23 protein-coding genes and 1 pseudogene are annotated in these 20,816 nt (G+C 71.9%); 9 read left to right on the forward strand and 15 right to left on the reverse strand.

Annotation, left to right across the window (positions count from 1 at the left end):
- Positions 1–214: 214 nt before the first annotated feature.
- Positions 215–1,069: a LacI family DNA-binding transcriptional regulator gene (locus QQK26_RS10875; RefSeq protein WP_284232619.1), complete on the reverse strand. Its 855-nt coding sequence runs from the start codon at positions 1,067–1,069 to the stop codon at positions 215–217.
- 76 nt (positions 1,070–1,145) lie between these two features.
- On the opposite strand from QQK26_RS10875, the gene QQK26_RS10880 reads away from it, so the two are divergent.
- The gene (locus QQK26_RS10880; RefSeq protein WP_284232621.1) at positions 1,146–2,351 is read left to right on the forward strand and encodes an ROK family transcriptional regulator; all 1,206 of its coding nucleotides are present in this window, start codon (positions 1,146–1,148) and stop codon (positions 2,349–2,351) included.
- Positions 2,352–2,418: 67 nt separating this feature from the next.
- Positions 2,419–4,779: a glycoside hydrolase family 2 protein gene (locus QQK26_RS10885; protein WP_284232623.1), complete on the forward strand. Its 2,361-nt coding sequence runs from the start codon at positions 2,419–2,421 to the stop codon at positions 4,777–4,779.
- A 113-nt stretch (positions 4,780–4,892) separates the two neighbouring features.
- Here the strand turns inward: QQK26_RS10885 and QQK26_RS10890 are convergent.
- The 3 genes and pseudogenes from QQK26_RS10890 to QQK26_RS10900 all read right to left on the reverse strand — a co-directional run bounded on the left by QQK26_RS10890 (position 4,893) and on the right by QQK26_RS10900 (position 7,666).
- A pseudogene (locus QQK26_RS10890) lies at positions 4,893–7,035 on the reverse strand (heavy metal translocating P-type ATPase).
- Between the two features lie 26 nt (positions 7,036–7,061).
- Positions 7,062–7,352, reverse strand: a complete 291-nt coding sequence (locus QQK26_RS10895; RefSeq protein ID WP_284232626.1) for a heavy-metal-associated domain-containing protein — start codon at positions 7,350–7,352, stop codon at positions 7,062–7,064.
- Positions 7,353–7,369: 17 nt separating this feature from the next.
- Complete coding sequence (locus tag QQK26_RS10900; protein ID WP_284232628.1) at positions 7,370–7,666, reverse strand: metal-sensitive transcriptional regulator; 297 nt, start codon at positions 7,664–7,666, stop codon at positions 7,370–7,372.
- A 56-nt stretch (positions 7,667–7,722) separates the two neighbouring features.
- Between QQK26_RS10900 and QQK26_RS10905 the strand changes: the two genes are divergently transcribed.
- The 6 genes from QQK26_RS10905 (at position 7,723) to QQK26_RS10930 (ending at position 10,309) form a co-directional block, all read left to right on the forward strand.
- Entirely contained in the window at positions 7,723–8,022 is a 300-nt protein-coding gene (locus QQK26_RS10905) for a DUF2470 domain-containing protein (RefSeq protein WP_284232630.1), read from the forward strand.
- A 76-nt stretch (positions 8,023–8,098) separates the two neighbouring features.
- Positions 8,099–8,506 (forward strand): DUF4383 domain-containing protein, encoded by a 408-nt coding sequence (locus QQK26_RS10910; RefSeq protein ID WP_284232633.1) that lies wholly within the window; start codon positions 8,099–8,101, stop codon positions 8,504–8,506.
- A gap of 13 nt (positions 8,507–8,519) precedes the next feature.
- The gene (locus tag QQK26_RS10915) at positions 8,520–9,008 is read left to right on the forward strand and encodes a hypothetical protein (protein WP_284232634.1); all 489 of its coding nucleotides are present in this window, start codon (positions 8,520–8,522) and stop codon (positions 9,006–9,008) included.
- Positions 9,009–9,082: 74 nt separating this feature from the next.
- The gene (locus tag QQK26_RS10920) at positions 9,083–9,748 is read left to right on the forward strand and encodes a biliverdin-producing heme oxygenase (RefSeq protein ID WP_284232636.1); all 666 of its coding nucleotides are present in this window, start codon (positions 9,083–9,085) and stop codon (positions 9,746–9,748) included.
- 40 nt (positions 9,749–9,788) lie between these two features.
- Positions 9,789–10,022 carry a type II toxin-antitoxin system ParD family antitoxin gene (locus QQK26_RS10925; protein ID WP_284232638.1) on the forward strand — a complete coding sequence of 78 codons (234 nt, stop codon included), beginning with the start codon at positions 9,789–9,791 and terminating at the stop codon, positions 10,020–10,022.
- Positions 10,019–10,309 carry a type II toxin-antitoxin system RelE/ParE family toxin gene (locus QQK26_RS10930; RefSeq protein ID WP_284232640.1) on the forward strand — a complete coding sequence of 97 codons (291 nt, stop codon included), beginning with the start codon at positions 10,019–10,021 and terminating at the stop codon, positions 10,307–10,309. The genes QQK26_RS10925 and QQK26_RS10930 overlap by 4 nt, the downstream gene beginning before the upstream one ends.
- Positions 10,310–10,321: 12 nt before the next feature.
- Here the strand turns inward: QQK26_RS10930 and QQK26_RS10935 are convergent, their stop codons facing one another.
- Positions 10,322–11,608, reverse strand: coding sequence for an ATP-dependent DNA helicase (locus QQK26_RS10935; RefSeq protein WP_284232641.1), 1,287 nt, complete (start codon positions 11,606–11,608; stop codon positions 10,322–10,324).
- Between the two features lie 128 nt (positions 11,609–11,736).
- On the opposite strand from QQK26_RS10935, the gene QQK26_RS10940 reads away from it, so the two are divergent.
- Positions 11,737–12,729 carry a hypothetical protein gene (locus tag QQK26_RS10940; RefSeq protein WP_284232644.1) on the forward strand — a complete coding sequence of 331 codons (993 nt, stop codon included), beginning with the start codon at positions 11,737–11,739 and terminating at the stop codon, positions 12,727–12,729.
- On the opposite strand, the gene QQK26_RS10945 is transcribed toward QQK26_RS10940, so the two are convergent.
- The 10 genes from QQK26_RS10945 to QQK26_RS10990 form a co-directional block, all read right to left on the reverse strand.
- Positions 12,723–14,687: a bifunctional copper resistance protein CopD/cytochrome c oxidase assembly protein gene (locus tag QQK26_RS10945; protein WP_284232646.1), complete on the reverse strand. Its 1,965-nt coding sequence runs from the start codon at positions 14,685–14,687 to the stop codon at positions 12,723–12,725. The two genes, QQK26_RS10940 and QQK26_RS10945, sit on opposite strands and share 7 nt — an antisense overlap.
- Before the next feature lie 126 nt (positions 14,688–14,813).
- Positions 14,814–15,101, reverse strand: coding sequence for an HU family DNA-binding protein (locus QQK26_RS10950; RefSeq protein ID WP_284232648.1), 288 nt, complete (start codon positions 15,099–15,101; stop codon positions 14,814–14,816).
- Positions 15,102–15,228: 127 nt separating this feature from the next.
- Complete coding sequence (gene rpsN / locus QQK26_RS10955; protein WP_284232650.1) at positions 15,229–15,534, reverse strand: 30S ribosomal protein S14; 306 nt, start codon at positions 15,532–15,534, stop codon at positions 15,229–15,231.
- A gap of 2 nt (positions 15,535–15,536) precedes the next feature.
- On the reverse strand, positions 15,537–15,704 hold the full coding sequence (rpmG, locus tag QQK26_RS10960; RefSeq protein ID WP_168916676.1) for a 50S ribosomal protein L33: 168 nt from the start codon (positions 15,702–15,704) through the stop codon (positions 15,537–15,539).
- Positions 15,704–15,940 (reverse strand): 50S ribosomal protein L28, encoded by a 237-nt coding sequence (gene rpmB, locus QQK26_RS10965; RefSeq protein WP_284234568.1) that lies wholly within the window; start codon positions 15,938–15,940, stop codon positions 15,704–15,706. Before rpmB ends, rpmG begins: the two co-directional genes overlap by 1 nt.
- Before the next feature lie 157 nt (positions 15,941–16,097).
- Entirely contained in the window at positions 16,098–16,511 is a 414-nt protein-coding gene (locus QQK26_RS10970) for a Fur family transcriptional regulator (RefSeq protein WP_284232657.1), read from the reverse strand.
- 22 nt (positions 16,512–16,533) lie between these two features.
- Positions 16,534–17,385, reverse strand: a complete 852-nt coding sequence (locus tag QQK26_RS10975) for a metal ABC transporter permease (protein ID WP_284232659.1) — start codon at positions 17,383–17,385, stop codon at positions 16,534–16,536.
- Positions 17,382–18,197, reverse strand: a complete 816-nt coding sequence (locus QQK26_RS10980) for a metal ABC transporter ATP-binding protein (RefSeq protein WP_284232661.1) — start codon at positions 18,195–18,197, stop codon at positions 17,382–17,384. Before QQK26_RS10980 ends, QQK26_RS10975 begins: the two co-directional genes overlap by 4 nt.
- The gene (locus tag QQK26_RS10985) at positions 18,194–19,261 is read right to left on the reverse strand and encodes a metal ABC transporter solute-binding protein, Zn/Mn family (RefSeq protein ID WP_284232663.1); all 1,068 of its coding nucleotides are present in this window, start codon (positions 19,259–19,261) and stop codon (positions 18,194–18,196) included. Before QQK26_RS10985 ends, QQK26_RS10980 begins: the two co-directional genes overlap by 4 nt.
- A 163-nt stretch (positions 19,262–19,424) precedes the next feature.
- A complete protein-coding gene (locus tag QQK26_RS10990; protein WP_284232665.1) occupies positions 19,425–20,786 on the reverse strand; it encodes a dihydrolipoamide acetyltransferase family protein in 1,362 nt (453 codons plus the stop codon).
- Between the last annotated feature and the right edge of the window lie 30 nt (positions 20,787–20,816).

Consider the following 20,816-nt stretch of genomic DNA (forward strand, 5'->3'; position numbering starts at 1 on the left):
CGGTCCTCTCCTGACCCGTCTTGCGGGTCTCGACGTCATCGGCGATCGAATCCGAGATTCGATGCGCCTTTCTTACATCGCTTAACAAAGAGAGTCAATGGTGAACGTGAGAATTCGACATCCGCCGGCGAGCGGATGCGCCCGCACAGAGCGACCGGGTCGAGAGCGACCGGGCGGAGAGCGACCCGGTGGAGCGCGGTCAGGCGGAGCGCGGTCAGGCGGAGCGCGGAGGGCGCGTGCTCGCTCTGCGGATGACCGTGGCGGGCCGTGCGGAGCGCACGGCGCCGTCGCCGCCCTCGAGCAGCGCCGAGGCCACCAGCGCCCCCAGCTCGCGGATGTCGCGCGCGACGACGGACAGCGCCGGCTCGGCGAGCTGGCAGCTGGGCGAATCGTCCCAGGCCAGGATCGACAGGTCCCCGGGCACGGAGCGCCCAGCCGCGCGAGCGGCCTCCAGCGCGGCGACCGCCATCACATCGTTGTCGTAGACGATCGCGGTGATGTCCGGATGCTCGTCGAGCAGCGCGCGCGTGCGCTCCGCCCCCGAGACCGCGCCGTAGTCGCCCGACACCGTCGAGGCGAGGATGCCGAGTTCGGCGGCCGCGTGGTCGAAGGCCGCCGACCGCGAGCGCGTGTGCAGCAGCGTCGCCGGCCCTGCGACGCGGCCGATGCGGCGGTGGCCGAGATCGACGAGGAAGCCGACGGCGTCGCGCATCGAGGCCCCGTTGTCGACGGCGATCACCGTGTGCCCGGCTCTCGCGCCCCCTCCGATGAGCACCGACGGCAGACCGAGTTCGGCGCACCGCGGTATCCGCGCGTCCTCCTCCACGAGGTCCGAGAGCACCACGCCCTCCACCGCGCGGTGCTCGGACCAGCGCTGCAGAGTCGCGAGCTCCTCGGCGAGCGAGGGGACAATGTGCACGAGCACGTGGGCTCCGGCGCGGTCGAGCACGCGCTCCACGCCGCCGAGCAGCTCGGTGTAGAACGGGTCGAGTCCGCGATGGCCCGGGGCTCGGCGCAGCACCATGCCGAAGGAGCGCTGCTCCGCGGTTGGCGCGGCCGGGCTGGGCATATGAGGAAGTATGTCTGCAACGGCACCCGACCGCACACCCGCGTGCGGGCGCCGGGCGCCCGGCAGAGGAGGCACCGTGTCGTCACGCGCGCAGCACCGCGCCAGCCGGGTCTCCGTCCTCGAAGCCATCCGCGCCACGGGGCCGGCGAGCCGCGTGGAGCTGGCTGCGGCGACCGGCCTCACCCAGGCCACGATCTCCACGACGGTGCGCGACCTCATCGCCGACGGGCTGGTCGAGGAGACGGGCGAGCGGACACCCACGCGAGGCAAGCCGCGCACCCTGCTGCAGCTCGTCTCGGCAGCGCGGTGCGCGATCGGCGTGCAGATCGGCGCCGACGCCATCCTCGTCGCCGTCGTGGATGCGGTCGGCGCGGTCATCGCGCGCACCCGGCTGCACGGCGCCCGCGAGCAGGACCCGCGCGCCACGGTCGCCCGCATCGCCGAGGCCATCGCCGAGCTGGTGCTGACGGCCGGGCTGCCGCGGGAGAGGATCATCGGGCTCGGCGTCGTCACCCCGGGCCTGCTCGACATCGGCCGCGGCGTCATCCTGCGCTCGCGATCGCTCGGGCACTGGGTGGGGCGCGACCTGCGCGCGGAGTTCGGGGAGCCGACCGGCCTCGACGTGATCACCGACAACGACGCGACGGCCGCTGCCCTCGGCGAGTTCTGGGGCGGCGAGCTGCCCGGCTCGCGCGCCCACTGCACGGTCTACATGGGCGACAGCGTGGGCGCGGGGCTGCTCATGCAGGGCACGGTCTACCGCGGCGCAAGCGCGAACACGGGCGCGATCGGATCCATCGCCGTGCGCCGCGGTTCCGGATGGCGTGGGTCGACGGTCGAGGACCTCGCGACGCCCCGCGCCGTCGTCGAGCGGGCCCGCGCGGCGATCGCGACGGGCGCGGAGACCAGTGCGGCGCTCAGCGACGACGGGGACTGGTACCGGGACTTCCAGTCGATCTCGGTCGCCGCGGTGCGCGGCGACGACTTCAGCATCGGCCTCATCCGCGAGTCGTGCGAGTACCTCGGCGACGGGGTCGTGACGGTCGCCAACCTGCTCGATCTCGATTCGATCACCCTCGCCGGTCCGGCCTTCACCATCGCCGGCACGCTCTACCTGCGTCACCTCGCCGACCGGCTGGCCTCGGACGCCTTCGCCGCCGAACGGCATCCGGTGCAGGTGCGCCTGTCGTCGCAGCTCGCCGACGCCGCCGCCGTCGGGGCGGCCGCGCTGGTGCTGCAGCGTGACCTGCGGCCCGGGGTCGACCACGACCGGAGACGTTGACTTCGTTAAGCGAGTTATGGAAGTGTCGCAGCCACGACCCTCGATGACGAGCGATGCGGAGCTGGCCGTGACATCCATCCCACTCGACGGAGCCTGGACCGCCACCGCCGTCGCAGGTCCTGTACCGGCCTCCGTCGCCGACCGCGAGATCCCCGCCGAGGTGCCCGGCTGCATCCACCTCGACCTGCTGGCCGGGGGCCTCATCGACGAGCCGTTCGACGGCGACAACGAGGCCGCGCAGCAATGGATCGGCGACACGGTCTGGCGCTTCGCCCGGGAGTTCGACTGGGTGCCCGGTGGCGACGACGAGCGCGACGACCTCGTCGCGCTCGGCCTGGACACCCTCGCCACCATCGCGCTCAACGGCACGGTCGTGGCGCAGACCGCCAACCAGCACCGCAGCTACCGCTGGACCGTCTCGCACCTGCTCCGGCCGGGCCGCAACCGCATCGAGGTCACCTTCGATGCGCCGATCCCCGCCGCGGAGCGCCTCGAACGCGAGCACGGCGGTCCGCGGTTCCACGTGAACCACCACCCGTACAACGCGCTGCGCAAGTCCGCCTCCAACCTCGGCTGGGACTGGGGCATCGACGTCGCGACCTCCGGCATCTGGCGCTCGATCGCGATCGAGCGCTGGCGCGGTGCCCGCATCCGCTCGGTCCGCCCACACGTCGATGTGGCGGGTACCGCAGGGATCCTGCGCGCGCAGGTCGAGCTGCAGCACGACGGCCTGCCGACGCCGCAGCCGGTGCGGGTCACCGTGTCGCGCCACGGGCGCGAGGTGGCCCGGGGTGAGGGGGTCGTGCGAGCCGCCGGCGAGGTGCGAGTGGCGGTTCCCGACGTCGCGCTGTGGTGGCCGCGCGGGCACGGCGCGCAGCCCCTGTACGACGTGGTCGTCGAGGCGGCGGGTGATCGCTGGGAGCAGCGGATGGGGTTCCGCACCGTCGAGCTGGACCTCACCGGCGACGACCACGGCGTGCCGTTCCACCTCACGGTGAACGGGCGCATCATCCAGGTGCGCGGCGCCAACTGGATCCCCGACGACGCGTTCGTGACGCGCATCGACCGCGCCCGGCTGGAGCGACGCATCGCGGACGCCACCGAAGCGAACATGAACCTGCTGCGGGTGTGGGGCGGCGGACTCTACGAGTCCGACGATTTCTACGAGCTCTGCACCCGCGAGGGTGTGCTCGTCTGGCAGGACTTCCTGCTCGCCTGCGCCGCCTACGCCGAGGAGCCATGGCTGGCCGACGAGATCGAGGCGGAGGCCCGCGAGGCCGTGGCGCGGCTCACGCAGCACACGAGCCTCGCGCTCTGGTGCGGCAACAACGAGAACCTGGTCGGCTACGCGGACTGGGGCTGGCGTCAGACGCTCGCGGGGCGCACCTGGGGCGAGGGGTACTACACCGAGCTGTTCCCCTCGATCGTGGCGGAGCTCGCCCCGCACACGCCCTACATCCCCGGCAGCCCGTTCTCCGGGCAGGACCTCCTCGCTCCGAACCGGCCCGAGGACGGCACCGTGCACATCTGGGACGTCTGGAACACGAAGGACTACACCGCCTACCGGGAGTGGCGGCCTCGCTTCGCCGCGGAGTTCGGCTTCCAGGGGCCCGCCGCGTTCAGCACGCTCTTCGACGCCGTGCACGACGAGCCGCTGCACCCCGACGGCGCGCAGCTGCTCGTGCACCAGAAGGCGGCCGACGGCAACGGCAAGCTCGCCCGCGGCTCCGTCGCGCACTTCCCCGAGCCACGCACGATCGACGACTGGCACCTCACCGCCCAGCTCAACCAGGCGCACGCGATGCGCTTCGGTATCGCCTGGTTCCGCTCGCTCGCCCCGTACAACACGGGTTGCGTGGTCTGGCAGCTCAACGACGACTGGCCCGTGATCTCCTGGGCGGCCGTCGACTTCGCCGAGCGGCGCAAGCCGCTCTGGTACGCGCTGCGCGACGTCTTCGCTCCCCGGCTCGCGACGATCCAACCGGATGCGGGCGGGCAGGCGCTGGTCGTGCTGAACGACACCGACGATGCGTACGACGGCACCGCGCTGCTGCGCCGGCTGAGCTTCGACGGCGAGGAGCTGGCCACCAGGACCGTGGACGTGCACGCCCCCGCCCGCGGCGTCGCCCGCCTCGCCCTCGAGCCGCAGCTGACCAGGGCCGCCGATGCCACCGCCGAGCTGCTCGTGGCCGAGTTCGCCGACGGCAGCGGCTTCGCCCGCGCGGTCCACGGCTTCGCCGAGCCCGTGGAGCAGCGCCTCGACCCTCCGCGCTGCGCGCCCAGGCCCGCAGCACGCCGACCGGCGCCGAGATCACCGTCACGGCGGGCTCCTACCTGCGCGACATCGTCGTGCTGGCGGACCGCGCCGACCGCAGCGCCAGGGTCGACCTCTCGCTGCTGGACCTGCTGCCAGGTGAGAGCAGGGTGATCACGCTCACCGCGGACGGCCCGCTCGACCCGGCCGCGGTGCTCGATCCCCGGGTGCTGCGCAGCACGAACCAGCTGCTCGGCGAGGCGGTGGGGCAGCCCTTCGAGCGGTGATCAGCGCGTGCCGCCCCGGAACCCCCGCAACCGCAGACTGTTCAGCACCACGAACACCGACGAGAACGCCATCGCCGCGCCCGCGACGATCGGGTTGAGCAGCGCCAGCATCGCCACGGGCAGCGCCGCGACGTTGTAGGCGAAGGCCCAGAAGAGGTTGCCGCGGATCGTGCCGAGGGTGCGCCGTGCGAGGCGGATGGCGTCCGGCACCGAGCGCAGGTCGCCGCCGACGAGCGTGATGTCGGCGGCCGCGATGGCCGCATCCGTGCCTCCTCCCATGGCGAGGCCCAGGTCGGCCGCGGCGAGCGCCGCGGCGTCGTTCACGCCGTCGCCGACCATCGCGACCACCCGGCCGTGCGCCTGCAGGTCGCGGATCGCCTCGAGCTTGCCGGCGGGGGTCACCCCGGCGCGCACGTCGTCGATGCCGACGGCGGACGCGACGGTGCGCGCCGCTCCTCGTTGTCGCCCGTGAGCAGCACCGGCGTGAGGCCGAGTCTGCGCAGTGCGGCGATCGCATCGGCGGAACCCTCCTTGACGGTGTCGGCGACGGCGATCAGCCCCAGCAGACGGCCGTCCGCGGCGACGCCGACGACGGTGGCGCCCTGCCGCTCGAGGCGGGCCGCCGCGGGTTCCAGCTCGTCGGTGGCGATGGACCAGTCGCTCATCAGCCAGCCGAGCTTGCCGGCCACCACGAGGTGCTCGTCGACGACGGCCTGCACGCCGGCGCCGGGGTGGGAGGCGAACGACGAGGCCGGTGTGAAGGGGGAAGCGGATGCGATGGCCCGCCCCACCGGGTGCTCCGAGCCGTCCTCCGCGCTGGCGGCCAGCCTGAGCAGGTCTTCCCGTGAGACGCCGGATGCGGGCACGACGTCGCTGACGCGCATCCGTCCCTCCGTCACCGTGCCGGTCTTGTCGAGCACGACGGTGTCCACGCGTCGGGTCTGCTCGAGCACCTGCGGACCGCGGATGAGGATGCCCAGCTGCGCCCCGCGCCCCGTGCCGACGAGCAGCGCGGTCGGCGTCGCGAGCCCGAGCGCGCACGGGCAGGCGATGATGAGCGTCGTCACGGCGGCGGTGAAGGCGATCTCGAGCGGCTCGCCGGCGATGAGCCAGCCGGCGAAGGCGACGGCCGCGAGGCCGAAGACGACCGGCACGAACACGCCCGAGACGCGATCGGCGAGGCGTTGCACGTCGGCCTTGCCGCTCTGCGCCTGCTCGAGCAGGCGGCCCATGCGGGCGAGCTCGGTGTCGGCGCCGATGCGGCGCACCTCGACGAGCAGGCGGCCGGAGGCGTTCACGGTGGCGCCGACGACGGCGGCGCCGGGGCCGACCTCGACGGGCACGGACTCGCCGGAGAGCATGCTCGCGTCGACCGCCGAGTCGCCCTCCACCACGACGCCGTCCGCGGGGATCTTCTCACCGGGCCGCACGACGACGCGGTTGCCGACCTGCAGCTGCGCCACGGGCACGCGCACCTCGACGCCGTCGCGCAGCAGCGCCGCGTCCTTGGCGCCGAGCTCGAGCAGCGCGGTGAGCGCCGCGCCCGACTCGCGCTTGGCGCGGTGCTCGACCCAGCGGCCGGCGAGCACGAAGACCGTCACGATGGCGGCGACCTCGAGGTAGATCTCGCCCGCGCCCTGGGCGGGATGCCCGAGCAGCGTCACCTCCATGCGCATGCCCGGCTGGCCGGCCATGCTGAAGAAGAGCGCGTACAGCGACCAGCCGAGCGCGGCGAGCACGCCGACGCTCACGAGGGTGTCCATGGTCGCCGCGCCGTGCCGCAGGTTCACGGCCGCGGCGCGGTGGAACGGCCAGGCTCCCCAGAGCGCTACGGGCGCGCCCAGCGCGAGCACGAGCCACTGCCAGTTCGGGAACTGCAGGGCAGGGGCCATCGACAGCACGAGCACGGGCAGCGCGAGGGCGGCGCTGATGACGAGCCGCTGCAGCAGCGGGTCGCGCTCCGGGGAGCGGCGGGCGCCCGCACCGCGTAGCCGGCCGCCTCGACCGCGGCGACGAGATCCTCGCGCGGGACCCCCTCCGAGCGGATGCTGGCCTTCTCGGTCGCGTAGTTGACGGTCGCCTCGACGCCGGGCAGCCTGTTGAGCTTGCGCTCGATGCGGTTCGCGCACGAGGCGCAGGTCATGCCCTCGATGTCGAGGGTCTGCTCGCTCACGCCCCGGCGCTGCCGGCGACGGCGTAGCCGGCCTCCTCGATGGCCGAGCGGATGCGGTCGTCGCCGACCGGTGCGCTCGTCGTGATGGTCACGCGCGAGGCGCCGCCCACCCGCAGGTCGACGGCCACCTGCTGCACCTCGGCGAGCTCCGAGAGCTCCTCCGTGACGCTGGCGACGCAGTGCCCGCAGGTCATGCCGGTCACGAGCACCTCCTGGGTGCTCGCGCCGTCGGGGATGGGCGCCGAGCGCGGGCTCAGGCCGAGGTCGGGTCGCTGCTGCTGGTCCATGGTCCCGTCCTTCCGCATCAGGAGCGCACGAGGCGCGCGATCGCCGCGCTGGCTTCGCGCAGCTTCTCCTCCGCCACCGGTCCGCCCTCGGCGGTCGCCTGGGCGACGCAGTGGCTCAGGTGGTCCTCGAGCAGGTTGAGGGCCACCGTCTCGAGCGCCTTCGTGGCGGCCGAGACCTGGGTGAGGATGTCGATGCAGTACACGTCCTCCTCGACCATGCGCGCGATGCCGCGCACCTGCCCCTCGGCCCGCTTCAGCCGCTTGAGCAGGTCGGCCTTGTCGTCGACGTATCCCGGTGACTGGTGCTCGTGCATACCGGCACCATACCCCTGGGGGTATCCGCGTCCACCCCCGGCCTATGCTCATGGCCATGCCCCACACCTTCGAGCCGCAGGTCGTCGACGCCGTGCTGCACCACATGAACGACGACCACCACGACGACAGCCTGCTCATCGCGCGCGCCTTCGGAGCCCCCGACGCCGAGCGCTCCGTCATGACCGCGCTCGACGGCGACGGCGGCACCTGGCTCGTCACCGAGTCGGGCGAGCAGCGCGAGCTGCGCGTCGCGTGGTCACAACCGATCACCGAGCGCCCCGAGATCCGGCGCGAGGTCGTCGTGCTCTACGACCGCGCCTGCGCCGCTCTCGGCATCGAGCCGCGCCCGCACTGACCGGGCAATCCCTCCGGGTCGCCGCATCGAATCCCCGGATGAGCGCGGGAGCCCGCGCGACATCGAGGAGGGCATCATGCGCCAGTCACCCAACCGCCTGCTCGCGACCGTGTTCGGCGCGGTCTACCTGCTCATCGGCCTCGCCGGCTTCGCCGTGACGACCACGACGGGTTTCATCGGCACCGAGGGCGGACTGCTGCTCGGCATCTTCGCGGTCAACCCGCTGCACAACGTCGCGCACCTGCTCATCGGCGCCCTGCTGCTGCTCTGCGGCGTCTCGACCGTGCAGGCGGCCCGCAACGCGAACGTCGCCATCGGCGGCGCCTACCTGCTGCTCGGCGTCGTCGGGCTGTTCCTGGTCACCAGCCCGCTCAACATCCTCGCGCTCAACGCCGCCGACAACGTGCTGCACTTCGCCAGCGCCGCCGTGCTGCTGGCCGTCGGGCTCGGCGCCGAGCGCAGCCGAGCCGCCCGCGCGGCCTGATCGGGGCGAGCGGATGCGCGCAGCACTGCACGCCTGCACCGCGATCGCCGCCCTGGGCGCCGGCATCGTGCACCTCGGCGCCGCGGTCGGCGCTCCGGTGCCGGCGGTCGCTGCGCTGGTGATCCTCGGTGCGGCGGAGCTCGGATGGGCGCTGGCCGCGTTGCGCCTCGGTCGCCCACCCGCACCGAGGGCGGCCCTCGCGGTCGCGGTCATCGGGCTGCTGGCACTCGCGCCGCTCGCGCTCGGCGAGGCCGGGCTGCACGTCGGGGCCCTGCTGGGCGCCGCGTCGCTGCAACTGCTCGCCGCGGTGCTGCTCGCGCTGCGACCTCGGCTGCGCGAGTCACCCGAGCGGCCCGTCCGCTACCTGGTCGGCGTGCTCGCCGGAGCCCTGCTGGTCGGTGCGGTCGCCACGCCGTCGCTCGCCGCGACGGCCGCCGGGGGCGCGGCGGTGCCGCACGGCGAGCACGGCGTCGAGGCCCCCGCCGGCGGGCACGGCCACTGACCCGACCGAGCGGTTCCGGCTCTTGCGCTCGTGGGATACAGTTAGGACACCCTCACCTATCCCTGGGAGTCACCATGACCGCCGACGTCATCCCCTTCTCCGCCGCCCTGCGCGAGCGCACCTGGAGCGGCCACAGCGACAGCGAGGGCGCCGGCTTCATGGACGACCTCATGAAGGGCAAGGGCTCGAAGGACGACTACATCGCCCTCGTCGCGCAGCACTACTTCATCTACGAGGCCATCGAGGGTGCGGAATCCGTGCTCGCCGCCGACCCGGTCGCGCAGCAGTTCATCACCCCGAAGCTCACCCGCCTGCCGGCGATCGAGGAGGATCTCCGCTTCCTGCTCGGCGACGGCTGGCGCGAGACGATCTCGCCGCTGCCGTCGACGCAGCGCTACATGGACCGCCTGCGCTGGGTCGCGGCGACCGGCTGGGGCGGCGGCTTCGTCGCGCACCACTACACCCGCTATCTCGGCGACCTGTCGGGTGGCCAGATCATCCGCACGCTCATGCAGCGCCAGTTCGGCTTCGACACGAACGGCGTGGGCTTCTACCTCTTCGCCGAGATCGCGAAGCCCAAGGAGTTCAAGGACACCTACCGCGAGCAGCTCGACGCCGTCGCGTGGGATGCGGAGGAGCGCGAGCGCGTCATCGACGAGGTGCTGCTGGCCTACCGCTTCAACACCGAGGTGTTCATCGACCTCGCCGCCGCGAAAGCGGGCACCGCGCAGGTCGCCTGACCACCGAAGCGCGATTACCAAAGCTTGGTATATTGCCGCGATGGCGCACAACACCTCGATCAGCCTCGATGAGCACTTCGCGGCGTTCCTCTCCAGCGAGGTGGCTTCGGGTCGTTACCGAACGTCGAGCGAAGTGGTGCGCGCGGGACTCCGGCTGCTCGAGGACCGAGAGGCGCAGATGGCCGCCGTGCGTGCGGCGCTCGTCGCCGGCGAGCAGAGCGGCGAACCCGAGCCGTTCGATGTCGGCGCCTTCATCGAGTCGAAGAAGGGATGACCTGCTACCGGTTCTCCCCGGCTGCGCGGGCCGACCTCGCCTCGATCTGGGACTTCTCGGAGGAGCGCTGGGGTGCGCACCAGGCGGAGCGCTACGTCGTCGAGCTGCGTGCAGCGATCGAGCGGATTGCCGAGGACCCGGAGCGCGGCCGGGCGTGCGACGACATCCGCGCAGGGTACCGGCGCTATGCCATCGGCAGTCATCTGATCTTCTTCATCCCGACGGCCGACGGCGTCGACGTCATCCGCATCCTCCACCAGCGCATGGATCCGGACCGGCACGTGTGACGAGCGGATGCGCTACGCCTGCGCCCCCGGCACCGGCCGCGCGCCGGCCATGAAACGCTGCACGTCGCGGTCGACGATGATGTCGCTCGGCCGCAGCGGGCGGCTGAGGTACAGGCCCTCGAGCGAGGTCAGCCGGCTGAGCGCCACGTAGGTCTGCCCGGGCGCGAACACGCGCGTGCCGAGGTCCACCACCGCGGCGTCGTAGCTCTTGCCCTGCGACTTGTGGATCGTCACGCCCCACGCCAGCCGCAGCGGGAACTGCGTGAACTCCGCGACCACGTCGCGGGTGAGCTCCTTCGTGTCGGGCGTGTACGAGTACTTGTAACGCTCCCACGTGCTCGGCAGCACCTCGTGGTCCTCGCCGTCGATCTCCACGTGCACCGAGCGGTCGACGCGCGCCACCGTGCCGATCGTGCCGTTCACCCACCGCTGGTCGGGGTCGTTGCGCAGGAACATGACCTGCGCGCCGACCTTCAGCTGCAGGCTCTCCTCGGCGGGGAACGCCCGTCCGCCGAACTCGCCGTTCACCTCCGCGCGCGCGGTGAGCACGCGGCCGGGCAGCCGCTCGAGCGCGACGGCGTTGATGCGGTTCACCCGGTCGTTGCGGGTCGCGAGGGTGATCACGCCCTCCTCGGGAGGGGTGCGGGCGCCGGTGTCGTTGAGCACCTTCGCGATCTCGGCGGTCACGCGGCCGTGCCGCACCGCCGTGAGCATGCCCTTGAACTCCTCCTCGTGCTGGCGGTGGATCGTGCGCAGCTCGTAGACGGTGAGGTCGGTCTTCTGCCACACGTGCGCGTCGAAGAACCAGGAGGAGCGGTACTGGTCCTTGAAGTAGGCGCGCTCGTCGGCGTCGCCCGGCACGGGAGCCAGCTGGTACGGGTCGCCGAAGAGCACGATCTGCACGCCGCCGAACGGCTCGCGGGGCCGCTGGCGGGCCTGGCGCAGCGCGCGGTCGATGGCGTCCATGAGGTCGGCGTTGACCATCGAGATCTCGTCGATCACGACGGTGTCGATCGTGTTGAGCAGCTTGCGCAGGTCGCCGTTCTGCTCCAGCTCCTGCAGGCCGATGACGCCGATCGGCAGCCGGAACAGCGAGTGGATCGTCTGGCCGCCCACGTTCAGCGCCGCGACGCCGGTGGGCGCGCAGATCACGATCTGCTTCGAGCTGTGCCACGAGAGGTGGTTGAGCAGCGTCGACTTGCCGGTGCCGGCCCGCCCCGTCACGAAGATGTGGTCCTGGGTGGTCTCGATCGCCGCGAAGACGGCCGCCTGCTCGGGCGAGAGCTCGGGCTGGGTCAACGGCTTCCCTTCACGCGGTCACGGAACCCGACGAGCCTACCCGCCGCCGCGCCTCCGCTCGCCGCGCCGACCGCACCCCGCCGCCTCGATCGATGGGGAGGGACGGATGCGCCCCTAGGATCGTCCCCATGCAGCCGACCCGGGGGATGACGGTGCGCCGCCGCGTCCTCCTGCGCGTGCTGGCTCCGACCCTCGCCCTGCTGCTCGCGATGGCGGGCAGCGTGACCGCGCTCAACGGGACCGTCTACGGCGCCGGCGGTTTCACCCGGGCCTACCTCGAGTCCCTGGGCCGCGGCGCGGTCGAGCAGGCGCTGGGCACCGCCGGGGTCGTGCTGCCCGAGGGCGACCGCGCCCTGCTCGCCGACGGCGTGCCCGACGGACCGCAGCGGGTGCGGATCGTCGCCGACGAGGCGCTCGAGGATGGCCGCCGCGCCGTGACCGCGGAGTACGAGCTCGAGGGCGAGCCGGCCAGCAGCCGCTTCGTCGTCGAGCGCGACGGCAGCCGGTTCGGCGTGTTCTCCGAGTGGCGCTTCGCCGAGCCGCCCGTCGCGACCGTCGCGGTGCAGGTGCTGGGCGACTACCGCTTCCAGGCACCCGGGCTCTCGACGGGCGACCCTTCGGCGATCGGGCAGCCGCAGCCCTACCTGGCCCTGGTGCCGAGCGCCTACGAGCTGCACCACCGCACCACCTACCTCGAGGCCCCGCAGCAGCTCGCCCGCGTCGTCGAGCCGGGCTCCGTGGTCGCCGCCACGATCGAGCCCCGGCCGACCGAGCACTTCCTCGGCGAGGTGCAGGGGGTCATCGACGAGCATCTCGACTCCTGCGCCGAGCAGACGGTGCTCTTTCCCTCCGGCTGCCCGTTCGGCACCGCGATCGACGACCGGGTGCTGGACGCCCCGCAGTGGAGCATCGACGCGCATCCGCGGATCACCATCGAGCGGGCCGAGGAGCCGGGCGTGTGGCGGGTGCCGGCCACGCCGGCCGCGGCGCGCATCGAGGCGCAGGTGCAGTCGATCTTCGACGGCAGCATCCGCGAGCTCGACGAGGAGCGCGCCTTCACGGTCGCGTACGACGTGCTCATCCGCTCCGATGACAGCCTGCTCGTCGAGGCCCTCTACTGACCGCCGCCGCGGCGACCCATCTTCGACAGCATCTCGTTGTACGCCTTCAGCTCGGCGTCGTCGGTCCGATCGGCCTTGCGGTCGAGGCGCTTGGTCTCCTTGGCATCGCTGCGACTCCACGAGACCGCCACGATGATCGCCAGCAGCACGGTCGGCACCTCGCCGATGCCCCACGCGATGCCGCCGCCCGTCCTCTGATCGGCCAGCGCATCCGTCAGCCATGGTCGGCCCGTGGCGCCGTACCAGTCCGCGAGCAGCAGGCTCGACCCCTCGAGCAGGTACAGGCCGAAGAAGGCGTGGAACGCCATGACGAGCAGCAGCGTGATGAGCCGCATCGGGTACGGCGCTCGGTACGGCACCGGGTCGATGCCGATGAGCGACTGCACGAAGAGGTAGCCGCTGAGGAGGAAGTGCACGATCATCCACTGGTGTCCCAAGTGGTCGCTCACCGCCCAGCGGAACAGCGGCGTGTAGTAGAAGACCATGAGCGATACCGCGAAGATCACGGCGGCGACGAGCGGATGCACGATGAAGCGCCCGTACGAGCTGTGCACCAGGAGCATGAGCCACTCCCGCGGCCCGCGCGATCCGTCCTGGCGCTTGCGGATCGCGCGCAGCGCGAGCGTGATCGGCGCGGCCGGCACCAGCAGCATCGGGATGAACATGCTGAGCACCATGTGCCCGAGCATGTGCGCGCTGAAGAGGAAGACGCCGTAGACCTGTACGCCGCCGCCGGTCACGTAGAAGAGGGCGATCATGCCGAGCACCCAGAGCACGGTGCGCAGCACGGGCCATCGATCGCCGCGACGCCGCAGGCGCACCACGGCGGCCAGGTAGAAGAAGATGCCGAAGCCGCAGATGAGCAGCCACGCCAGGTCGATGCTCCACTCGGTGAAGAACCGCGTGAAGTCCGGCTCCGGCGGCAGGGAGGTGCCCTCGGTGAGGATGCTCGCCGGCGTCGACACCTCCGGCTCCTCGGGCACCGGGGTGGCGGTGCGGGCGAGCGCCGCGGCCACGCCGGAGGCGATGCCCATGAAGGCGATCTCGGTGACGACGAGGCCCCAGAACCAGCCCTTCGAGCCGCCGTGATCGAGCTTGCGGATCGCCCAGCGCCGCTGCAGGAAGCCGAAGACCCCGAGCACGACGAGCACCGACGCTTTGATGATGACGAGCGCGCCGTACGGTGTGAGCAGCTGACCCGGCTCGCCGACGCGCAGCTCCGCGCTGGCGTAGCCGCTGATCGCCACGACGATGAAGCAGATGAGCGCGACGGTCGAGTAGCGCGCCAGCACGACGGCGAGCCGGCCCCTGTCGAGCTCCCTGTGCAGCAGCACGATCGTGACGAGCCCGCCGAGCCAGACCGCGGCGAAGAGCAGGTGCAGGCCGAGGGCCGTGATCGCCTCGTTGTGGCCGGTGGCGCCGGCCGAGTGGCCCTGCTGGGCCATGGGGATGAGGCTGGCCGCGGCGAGCACGGCGACGCCCGCGATGAGGGCGGGGGAGCGCAGCGCCAGGCACAGCACGGTGACGACCGCGGCGAGCAGGGTGGTGAGCAGCCAGGCCTGGCCGAGTTCGATCTGCGTCAGGAACACGGCCAGCTGCTCGCCGAACTGCTCATCCAGGCTCAGCGGCACGTTGTAGAGCAGCATGAAGTTGAGCAGGGCGACGGCGGCCGAGGCCACCGTCCAGAGGCCCGCACCGGCCGCGGCGACGTCGATCGCTCCGTCGTACTCCCGCGCGCCCGGCTTCAGCGCGAAGCAGGCGAGGACGAGCGCCCCGATGGCGGCCGCGGCGCCGAGGTTGACGAGCAGTTTGGCGACCGGCAGGCCGTAGCGCACGGCGGGCCCGGGGTCGAGCAGACCCGCATCCGCTCCGCCGCCGATCGCGAGCGCGATGAGCAGCGACACGATCGCGGCGAGCACGACCGCTGCGGGGGCGGCGATGCGCAGATACCGGGTCACGGGGGTCCAGCCTACTTCCGGGTCGCTGAGGGGATGGCCGAGCGGATGCGGCACGCGACGGCAGGTCCGGGAACGACGAAGGGGAGGGGCGCCGAAGCGCTCCTCCCCTCGCCGAGGCGGGTCGAGTTACTTGACCGCAGCCTTGAGCTTGCTGCCAGCCGAGATCTTCACGCTGTTCGAGGCAGCGATCTGGATGGTCTCGCCGGTGGCGGGGTTGCGGCCGGGGCGAGCGGCACGGTGCGTGCGCTCGACGGCGAGCCAGCCGGGGATGGAGACCTTGGTGCCATCGGCGACGGCCTTCGAGACGACCGAGAACAGCGCGTCGAGCGTGCCGTTGACGGACGCCTGGCTCTCGCCGGTCTCCGCCGCGATCTTCGCGACCAGGTCAGTGCGGTTGAGGGTGTTGTCAGCCATAGATGTCCTCCTCGGACCTCGAGCGCGTCACCGCGCTGCCTTGCTCCCGATCCCCGCCCCGAGGGGCGTGGATCGCTGGTTTCAGGTGATGGCCCGGGGGCCGCGGCCCGTGAGGGCCGTCGTCAACCTACCAGCTGGACTTGGTGATGCCGGGAAGCTCGCCACGGTGCGCCATGTCGCGGAAGCGGACACGGCTGATGCCGAACTTGCTGAGCACACCGCGGGGGCGGCCGTCGATGGCGTCGCGCGAGCGCAGGCGCACCGGCGAGGCGTCGCGGGGCAGCTTCTGCAGGCCGAGGCGCGCGGCCTCGAACTGCTCGGGTGTCGAGTTGGGGTCGACGAGCTGCTTCTTGAGCTCGGCGCGCTTCGCGGCGTACCGCTCGACGATGACCTCGCGCTGCTTGTTACGGGCGATCTTGCTCTTCTTGGCCATGCTTAGCGCTCCTCGCGGAAGTCGACGTGCTTGCGGATGACCGGGTCGTACTTCTTGAGCACGAGGCGGTCGGGGTCGTTGCGGCGGTTCTTACGGGTCACGTAGGTGTACCCGGTACCGGCCGTCGACCGGAGCTTGATGATGGGACGGACGTCCTGCTGCTTGGCCATCAGATCTTCTCCCCACGGGCGAGCAGGTCCTTGACGACCGACTCGATGCCACGGGCGTCGATCACCTTGATGCCCTTGGCGGACAGCGTGAGGGTGACGTTACGACGCAGCGAGGGCACGAAGTAGGTCTTCTTCTGGACGTTCGGGTCGAAACGGCGCTTGGTGCGCCGGTGCGAGTGCGAGATGTTGTGCCCGAAGCCGGGAACGGCTCCGGTCACCTGGCAGACTGCTGCCATGGTTTCCTCCATGCGGTTACCGTAGGGACGAGCCCTACCCAAGGTCACTTGTCGGCACGCATCCGCAGGTCGCCCCGCAGGCACGCGCAAGCTGGCCGGTTTCCGGCCAACTTCACGAGAGTACCCCAGGACGACGGAAGCCGCCAGTCGGATGCGGTCAGTCCCGCAGCTCGCCGGCCGCCGCCTTCGCGGTGCAGGCCGCGCAGAGGCCGAAGACGTCGACCACGTGGTGCGCCTCGGTGAAGCCGTGCTCGGCCGCGACGGAGTGTGCCCACTGCTCGACCGCATCCGCTTCGATCTCCACCGTCAGGCCGCAGTTGCGGCAGATGAGGTGGTGGTGGTGGCTGCCCGGCGTGCAGGCGCGGTAGAGGCTCTCGCCGTCCTGCTGCAGCGAGTCGGCGTCGCCGCCGCTCGCGAGGTCGGCCAGCGCGCGGTAGACGGTCGCCAGCCCGATCTGCGAACCGGTGTGCTTCAGCCGGTCGTGCAGGGTCTGGGCGCTCACGAAGCCCTCGCTGGCGTCGAGCGCCTCGCGGACGGCCTCGCGCTGCCAGGTGTTCCTCTTCACGACCATGCCTCCACGGTACCCGTCGCAGCTAGGAGCGCACCCGGTTCCGACGTGCTCCGAGCACGCGGCAGCCGAGGTAGATGAGGAACGAGATCGTCGTGATGTACGGGCTGATCGGCAGCGAGCCGCCGATGGCGAGCAGGATGCCGCCGACGGCCGAGACGAAGCCGAAGAGCATGCTGAGCACGGGCACCAGCACGGGGGAGGCGCTCACCCGAAGCGCCGCGGCGGCCGGCGTGACGAGCAGGGCCATGACGAGCAGCGCGCCGATGATCTGCACGCTGACGGCGACGATGAGGCCGAGCAGCACCATGAAGCCGAGCGAGAGCCATCGGCTCGGCACGCCCCGGGCCGCGGCGACGTCGGCGTCGAGGCTGTCGAAGGTCAGCGGTCGCCAGACGAGCAGCAGCACGAGCAGCACGAGCAGGCTGATGCCGATGAGCAGACCCAGCTGCGGGGAGTCGACCGCGATGATCTGCCCGGTCAGCAGGCCGAACTGGTTGCCGCTGCGGCCGGGGTAGAGGGCGAGGAACAGGATGCCCAGGCCCAGGCCCGCGGGCATGAGCACGCCGATGATCGAGTTGCGGTCGCGCGCCCGGGAGCCGAGCAACCCGATGATGAGCGCCGCGGCCAGGGAACCGACGAGGGATCCCGCGACGACGTTGACGCCGAGCAGCAGCGCGCCGGCGGCGCCCGCGAACGAGAGCTCGCTGATGCCGTGCACGGCGAAGGCCATGTCGCGCTGCAGGATGAACACGCCGATCAGGCCGCCCACGATGCCGAGCACCGCACCGGCGATGATCGAGTTCTGCACGAGCTGCAGCAGTGCGCCGTAGTCCTCGAACGAGAACATGCGGTTCCAGAGGTCGGCGCCGTTCATCCGTCGTGCTCCGGATGGTGGTCGGTGTGCTGGGGCAGCCCGGCGACGATGATGCGTCCGCCCGAGCGGATGACCTCGACCGGCGTTCCGTAGAGCCCGGTGAGCACCTCGCTGCGCAGCACCTCGTCAGGGGTGCCGATGCGGTAGCCGCCGGCGGCGAGGTAGAGGATGCGGTCGACCATGCCGAGCACGGGGTTCACGTCGTGCGTCACGAAGACGACCGGTGTGCCGTGATCGCGGCGACGGGCGTCCAGGAGTCCGCTCACCCCGCGCTGGTGCTGCAGGTCGAGGCTGATGAGCGGCTCGTCGCAGAGCAGCAGCCGCGGATCCCCGGCGAGCGCCTGGCCGACGCGGAGGCGCTGCTGCTCGCCGCCGGAGAGGTTGCCGACCGGCTCGTCGGCGTAGCGCTCGGCGCCCACGGCGGCGACGAGCTCGTCGATGCGCCCGCGCTCACCGCGGGTGGTGATCGGCGGGCCGAAGCGGTGGCCGTTGACGCCGAGGCCGATGAGGTCGCGGCCGCGCATGGGCGTTCCCGGCTGGATGAGCTTCTGCTGCGGGACGTAGCCGATGCGGCGGTCGCCGCGGCGCACCGCCCGCCCGTCCAGCTCGATGCCGCCGGCGTCGAGGCGTTGCTGGCCGAGGATGGCTCGCAGCAGGCTGGTCTTGCCCGTGCCGTTCGCGCCGAGCACGGCGAGGAACTCGCCCCCGCGCAGCACGAGGTCGAGGCCGGACCACAGGGTCCGGCCTCCGAGAGCGAGAGCGGCGCCGCGGATCGTGAGGATCCCGGCGCCGCCGTCAGCGGATGGGCTCACGCGGCGAGCGCCTCCTCGACCGCATCGAGGTTCGCCGTCATCCAGCTCACGTAGTCGTCGCCTTCCGGCAGGGTCTCGGTGAAGTCGACCACGGGGACCCCCGCGGCCTCGGCGGCCTCGCGCACCTGCTCGGTCTCGGGGCTGCTCGTCTGCTCATTGTAGGCAAGCAGCGCCACGTCGCCGCCGTCGAACAGCGCCAGCGTCGAGGCGAGCGAGGCCGGGCTCACATCGGTGCCCTCCTCGATCGCCTCGCTGAAGTCCTCCGGGGTGACGTTCTGCAGGCCGACGGCCTCGAGCAGGTACAGCGGAACCGGCTCGGTGATGGCGACGCTGCCGGTCGCGGCGATGCCGGTCGCACGGTCCTGCAGTTCGGTGAGCTGCGCCGAGAGCGCCTCGTAGTTCTCGTGGAACTCGTCCGCACGGTCGGCGTCGAGGTCGCCCAGCACGTGCACGAGCTCGTGGGCGAGCGCGTCGACCGCCGGGAAGGAGTACCAGACGTGCTCGTTGAAGCCCTCGATGTGATCGTGGCCCTCGTGGGAACCGCCCGCCTCGTCGGCGTGCGCCTCCTCGTCGTGGGCGTGGTCGTGACCCTCGCCCTCCTCGTGGGCGTGGTCGTCGGCAGCCTCGTCGGCGGCGTGATCCTCCTCCGCGTGCGAGTGCGCCTCGCCCTCCTCGCCCGGCATGAAGCCGGAGAGCTCGGAGGCGCTGAGCACCGCGGCCTCGGTGCCGCTGGCCTCGACCAGCGTGTCGATGAAGGGGTCGTAGCCGCCGCCGTTCTCGATCACGATGTCCGCACGGCTGATGGCGAGCTGGTCGCGCGCGTTCGCCTCGTAGGAGTGCGGGTCCTGCGCCGATCCCTCGATGATCGCGTCGACCTCGACGCCCTCGCCGGCGACGGCGCGCGCGATGTCGGCGTAGACGTCGGTGCTGGCGACGATCGTGATGGCGGCCTCGCCGGTCTCGACGGTGCCCGCATCCGCATCCGGCCCGCTGGCGCAGCCGGCCAGCACGAGTGCGGTCACGGGCAGCAGCGCGAGGGCGCCGACGAGCTTCGGGTTCTGCATGCCGAGCAGGCTACGCCTACTGATAGTCATTCTCAAACTCAGCCACCACGCTGCCTGCGTCACCGGCGAGCAGCCCTCGGCACCCGAGCCCGCGAGGGGGAGCGACCGCGCTCGGTCGCTCCTCGCGCACTCGCGCCGCAGGAGCGGCGGCGCGATGAGAGGTTCAGTCGAGCAGCAGCGCAGGCTCCTCGAGCACGCTCGCCACGTCGGCGATGAAGCGGCTGATCACGTCGCCGTCGACCACGCGGTGGTCGAAGCTGCCGCCGAGGGTGGTCACGTAGCGCGGCACGACCTGGCCGTCGACCACCCAGGGCTTCTGCTTGATCGTGCCGAGCGCGATCATCGCCACCTCGCCGGGGTTGAGGATCGGCGTGCCGAAGTCCATGCCGAACGAGCCGATGTTCGTGATCGTGATCGTGCCGTTCGCCATGTCGGCCGGCTGCACCTTGCCCTCGCGGGACTTGGCGGTCAGGTCCTGCAGGGCGCCGGCCAGCTCGACGAGGCTCATCGCGTGCGCGTCCTTGACGTTCGGCACGATGAGACCGCGCGGGGTCGTGGCGGCGATGCCGAGGTTCACGTAGTTGTGCACGATGATCTCGTCGCCGTTGAACGACGAGTTCACGCGCGGGTTGCGACGCACCGCCCAGGTCACGGCCTTGGCGACCATGAGCAGCGGCGAGATGCGGATGCCCTCGAACTCGGCCGTCGTCTTCAACCGGCGCACGTACTCCATGGTGCGGGTCGCATCCACGTCGACGAAGACGCCCACGTGCGGTGCGGTGAAGGCGCTCTCGACCATGGCGTTCGCGATCGCCTTGCGCACGCCCTTGACGGGGATCCGCTCGGTGCGCTCAACGGGCCAGTCCGGCGTGCGGGTGTTGCGGAAGGTGCTCGACTGGCGCTGGCTGGCCGTGACGACATCGTCGCGGGTGACCTCGCCGGCGCCGCCGGACGCGGTCACGGTGGCGAGATCGACCCCGAGGTCCTTTGCGAGCTTGCGGATGGGCGGCTTCGCGAGCACGGGACCGCTCGCCGGGCGCGTGATCGGCTCGGTCACCGGAGCGGATGCGGCGGGCCGGCCCCTGCGGCGGGACGTCGCGTGGCCGGCGGAGCCGTAGCCGACGAGCACGGCGCCGGATCCCTCCTCGGCCGGCTCCGGAGCCGCCTCCTCCGACTCGGGGGCGGCGACGATCTCGGTCGGCGGCACCGCGGTCTGCTCGGGGGCGACCTCGGCGGCGGCCTGGCCGGTCGCGGCCGACGGGGCCGGTTCCGGCGCGCCCTCGCCCGCATCCGCCACCCGGATGATCGGGGTGCCCACCTCGACGGTGTCGCCCTCCTGCACGAGCAGGGCGTCGACGACGCCCGCGAAGGGCGACGGCAGCTCGACGAGCGACTTGGCCGTCTCGATCTCGACGATCACGTCGTTGACGGCGACCGTCTGACCGGGCTGCACCTTCCACTGCACGATCTCGGCGTCGGTCAGACCCTCGCCCACATCGGGGAGGGGGAACTCGTTGGCGCTCACGGTGACTCCTTCAGTGCCGATCAGTACGGG

It is taken from the genome of Arenivirga flava (assembly GCF_030161575.1).
Classification (GTDB): domain Bacteria; phylum Actinomycetota; class Actinomycetes; order Actinomycetales; family Microbacteriaceae; genus Arenivirga; species Arenivirga flava.

Bases quoted from the DNA above. Each gene is read 5' to 3' on its own strand.
- QQK26_RS10900 (WP_284232628.1), bottom strand. From the start codon at position 7,666: ATGCACGAGCACCAGTCACCGGGATACGTCGACGACAAGGCCGACCTG.
- QQK26_RS10915 (WP_284232634.1), top strand. From the start codon at position 8,520: ATGCGCGCAGCACTGCACGCCTGCACCGCGATCGCCGCCCTGGGCGCC.
- rpmG (WP_168916676.1), bottom strand. From the start codon at position 15,704: ATGGCCAAGCAGCAGGACGTCCGTCCCATCATCAAGCTCCGGTCGACG.
- rpsN (WP_284232650.1), bottom strand. From the start codon at position 15,534: ATGGCCAAGAAGAGCAAGATCGCCCGTAACAAGCAGCGCGAGGTCATC.
- QQK26_RS10905 (WP_284232630.1), top strand. From the start codon at position 7,723: ATGCCCCACACCTTCGAGCCGCAGGTCGTCGACGCCGTGCTGCACCAC.
- rpmB (WP_284234568.1), bottom strand. From the start codon at position 15,940: ATGGCAGCAGTCTGCCAGGTGACCGGAGCCGTTCCCGGCTTCGGGCAC.
- QQK26_RS10920 (WP_284232636.1), top strand. From the start codon at position 9,083: ATGACCGCCGACGTCATCCCCTTCTCCGCCGCCCTGCGCGAGCGCACC.
- QQK26_RS10875 (WP_284232619.1), bottom strand. From the start codon at position 1,069: ATGCCCAGCCCGGCCGCGCCAACCGCGGAGCAGCGCTCCTTCGGCATG.
- QQK26_RS10975 (WP_284232659.1), bottom strand. From the start codon at position 17,385: ATGAACGGCGCCGACCTCTGGAACCGCATGTTCTCGTTCGAGGACTAC.
- QQK26_RS10910 (WP_284232633.1), top strand. From the start codon at position 8,099: ATGCGCCAGTCACCCAACCGCCTGCTCGCGACCGTGTTCGGCGCGGTC.
- QQK26_RS10985 (WP_284232663.1), bottom strand. From the start codon at position 19,261: ATGCAGAACCCGAAGCTCGTCGGCGCCCTCGCGCTGCTGCCCGTGACC.
- QQK26_RS10950 (WP_284232648.1), bottom strand. From the start codon at position 15,101: ATGGCTGACAACACCCTCAACCGCACTGACCTGGTCGCGAAGATCGCG.
- QQK26_RS10930 (WP_284232640.1), top strand. From the start codon at position 10,019: ATGACCTGCTACCGGTTCTCCCCGGCTGCGCGGGCCGACCTCGCCTCG.
- QQK26_RS10895 (WP_284232626.1), bottom strand. From the start codon at position 7,352: ATGGACCAGCAGCAGCGACCCGACCTCGGCCTGAGCCCGCGCTCGGCG.
- QQK26_RS10940 (WP_284232644.1), top strand. From the start codon at position 11,737: ATGCAGCCGACCCGGGGGATGACGGTGCGCCGCCGCGTCCTCCTGCGC.
- QQK26_RS10970 (WP_284232657.1), bottom strand. From the start codon at position 16,511: ATGGTCGTGAAGAGGAACACCTGGCAGCGCGAGGCCGTCCGCGAGGCG.
- QQK26_RS10925 (WP_284232638.1), top strand. From the start codon at position 9,789: ATGGCGCACAACACCTCGATCAGCCTCGATGAGCACTTCGCGGCGTTC.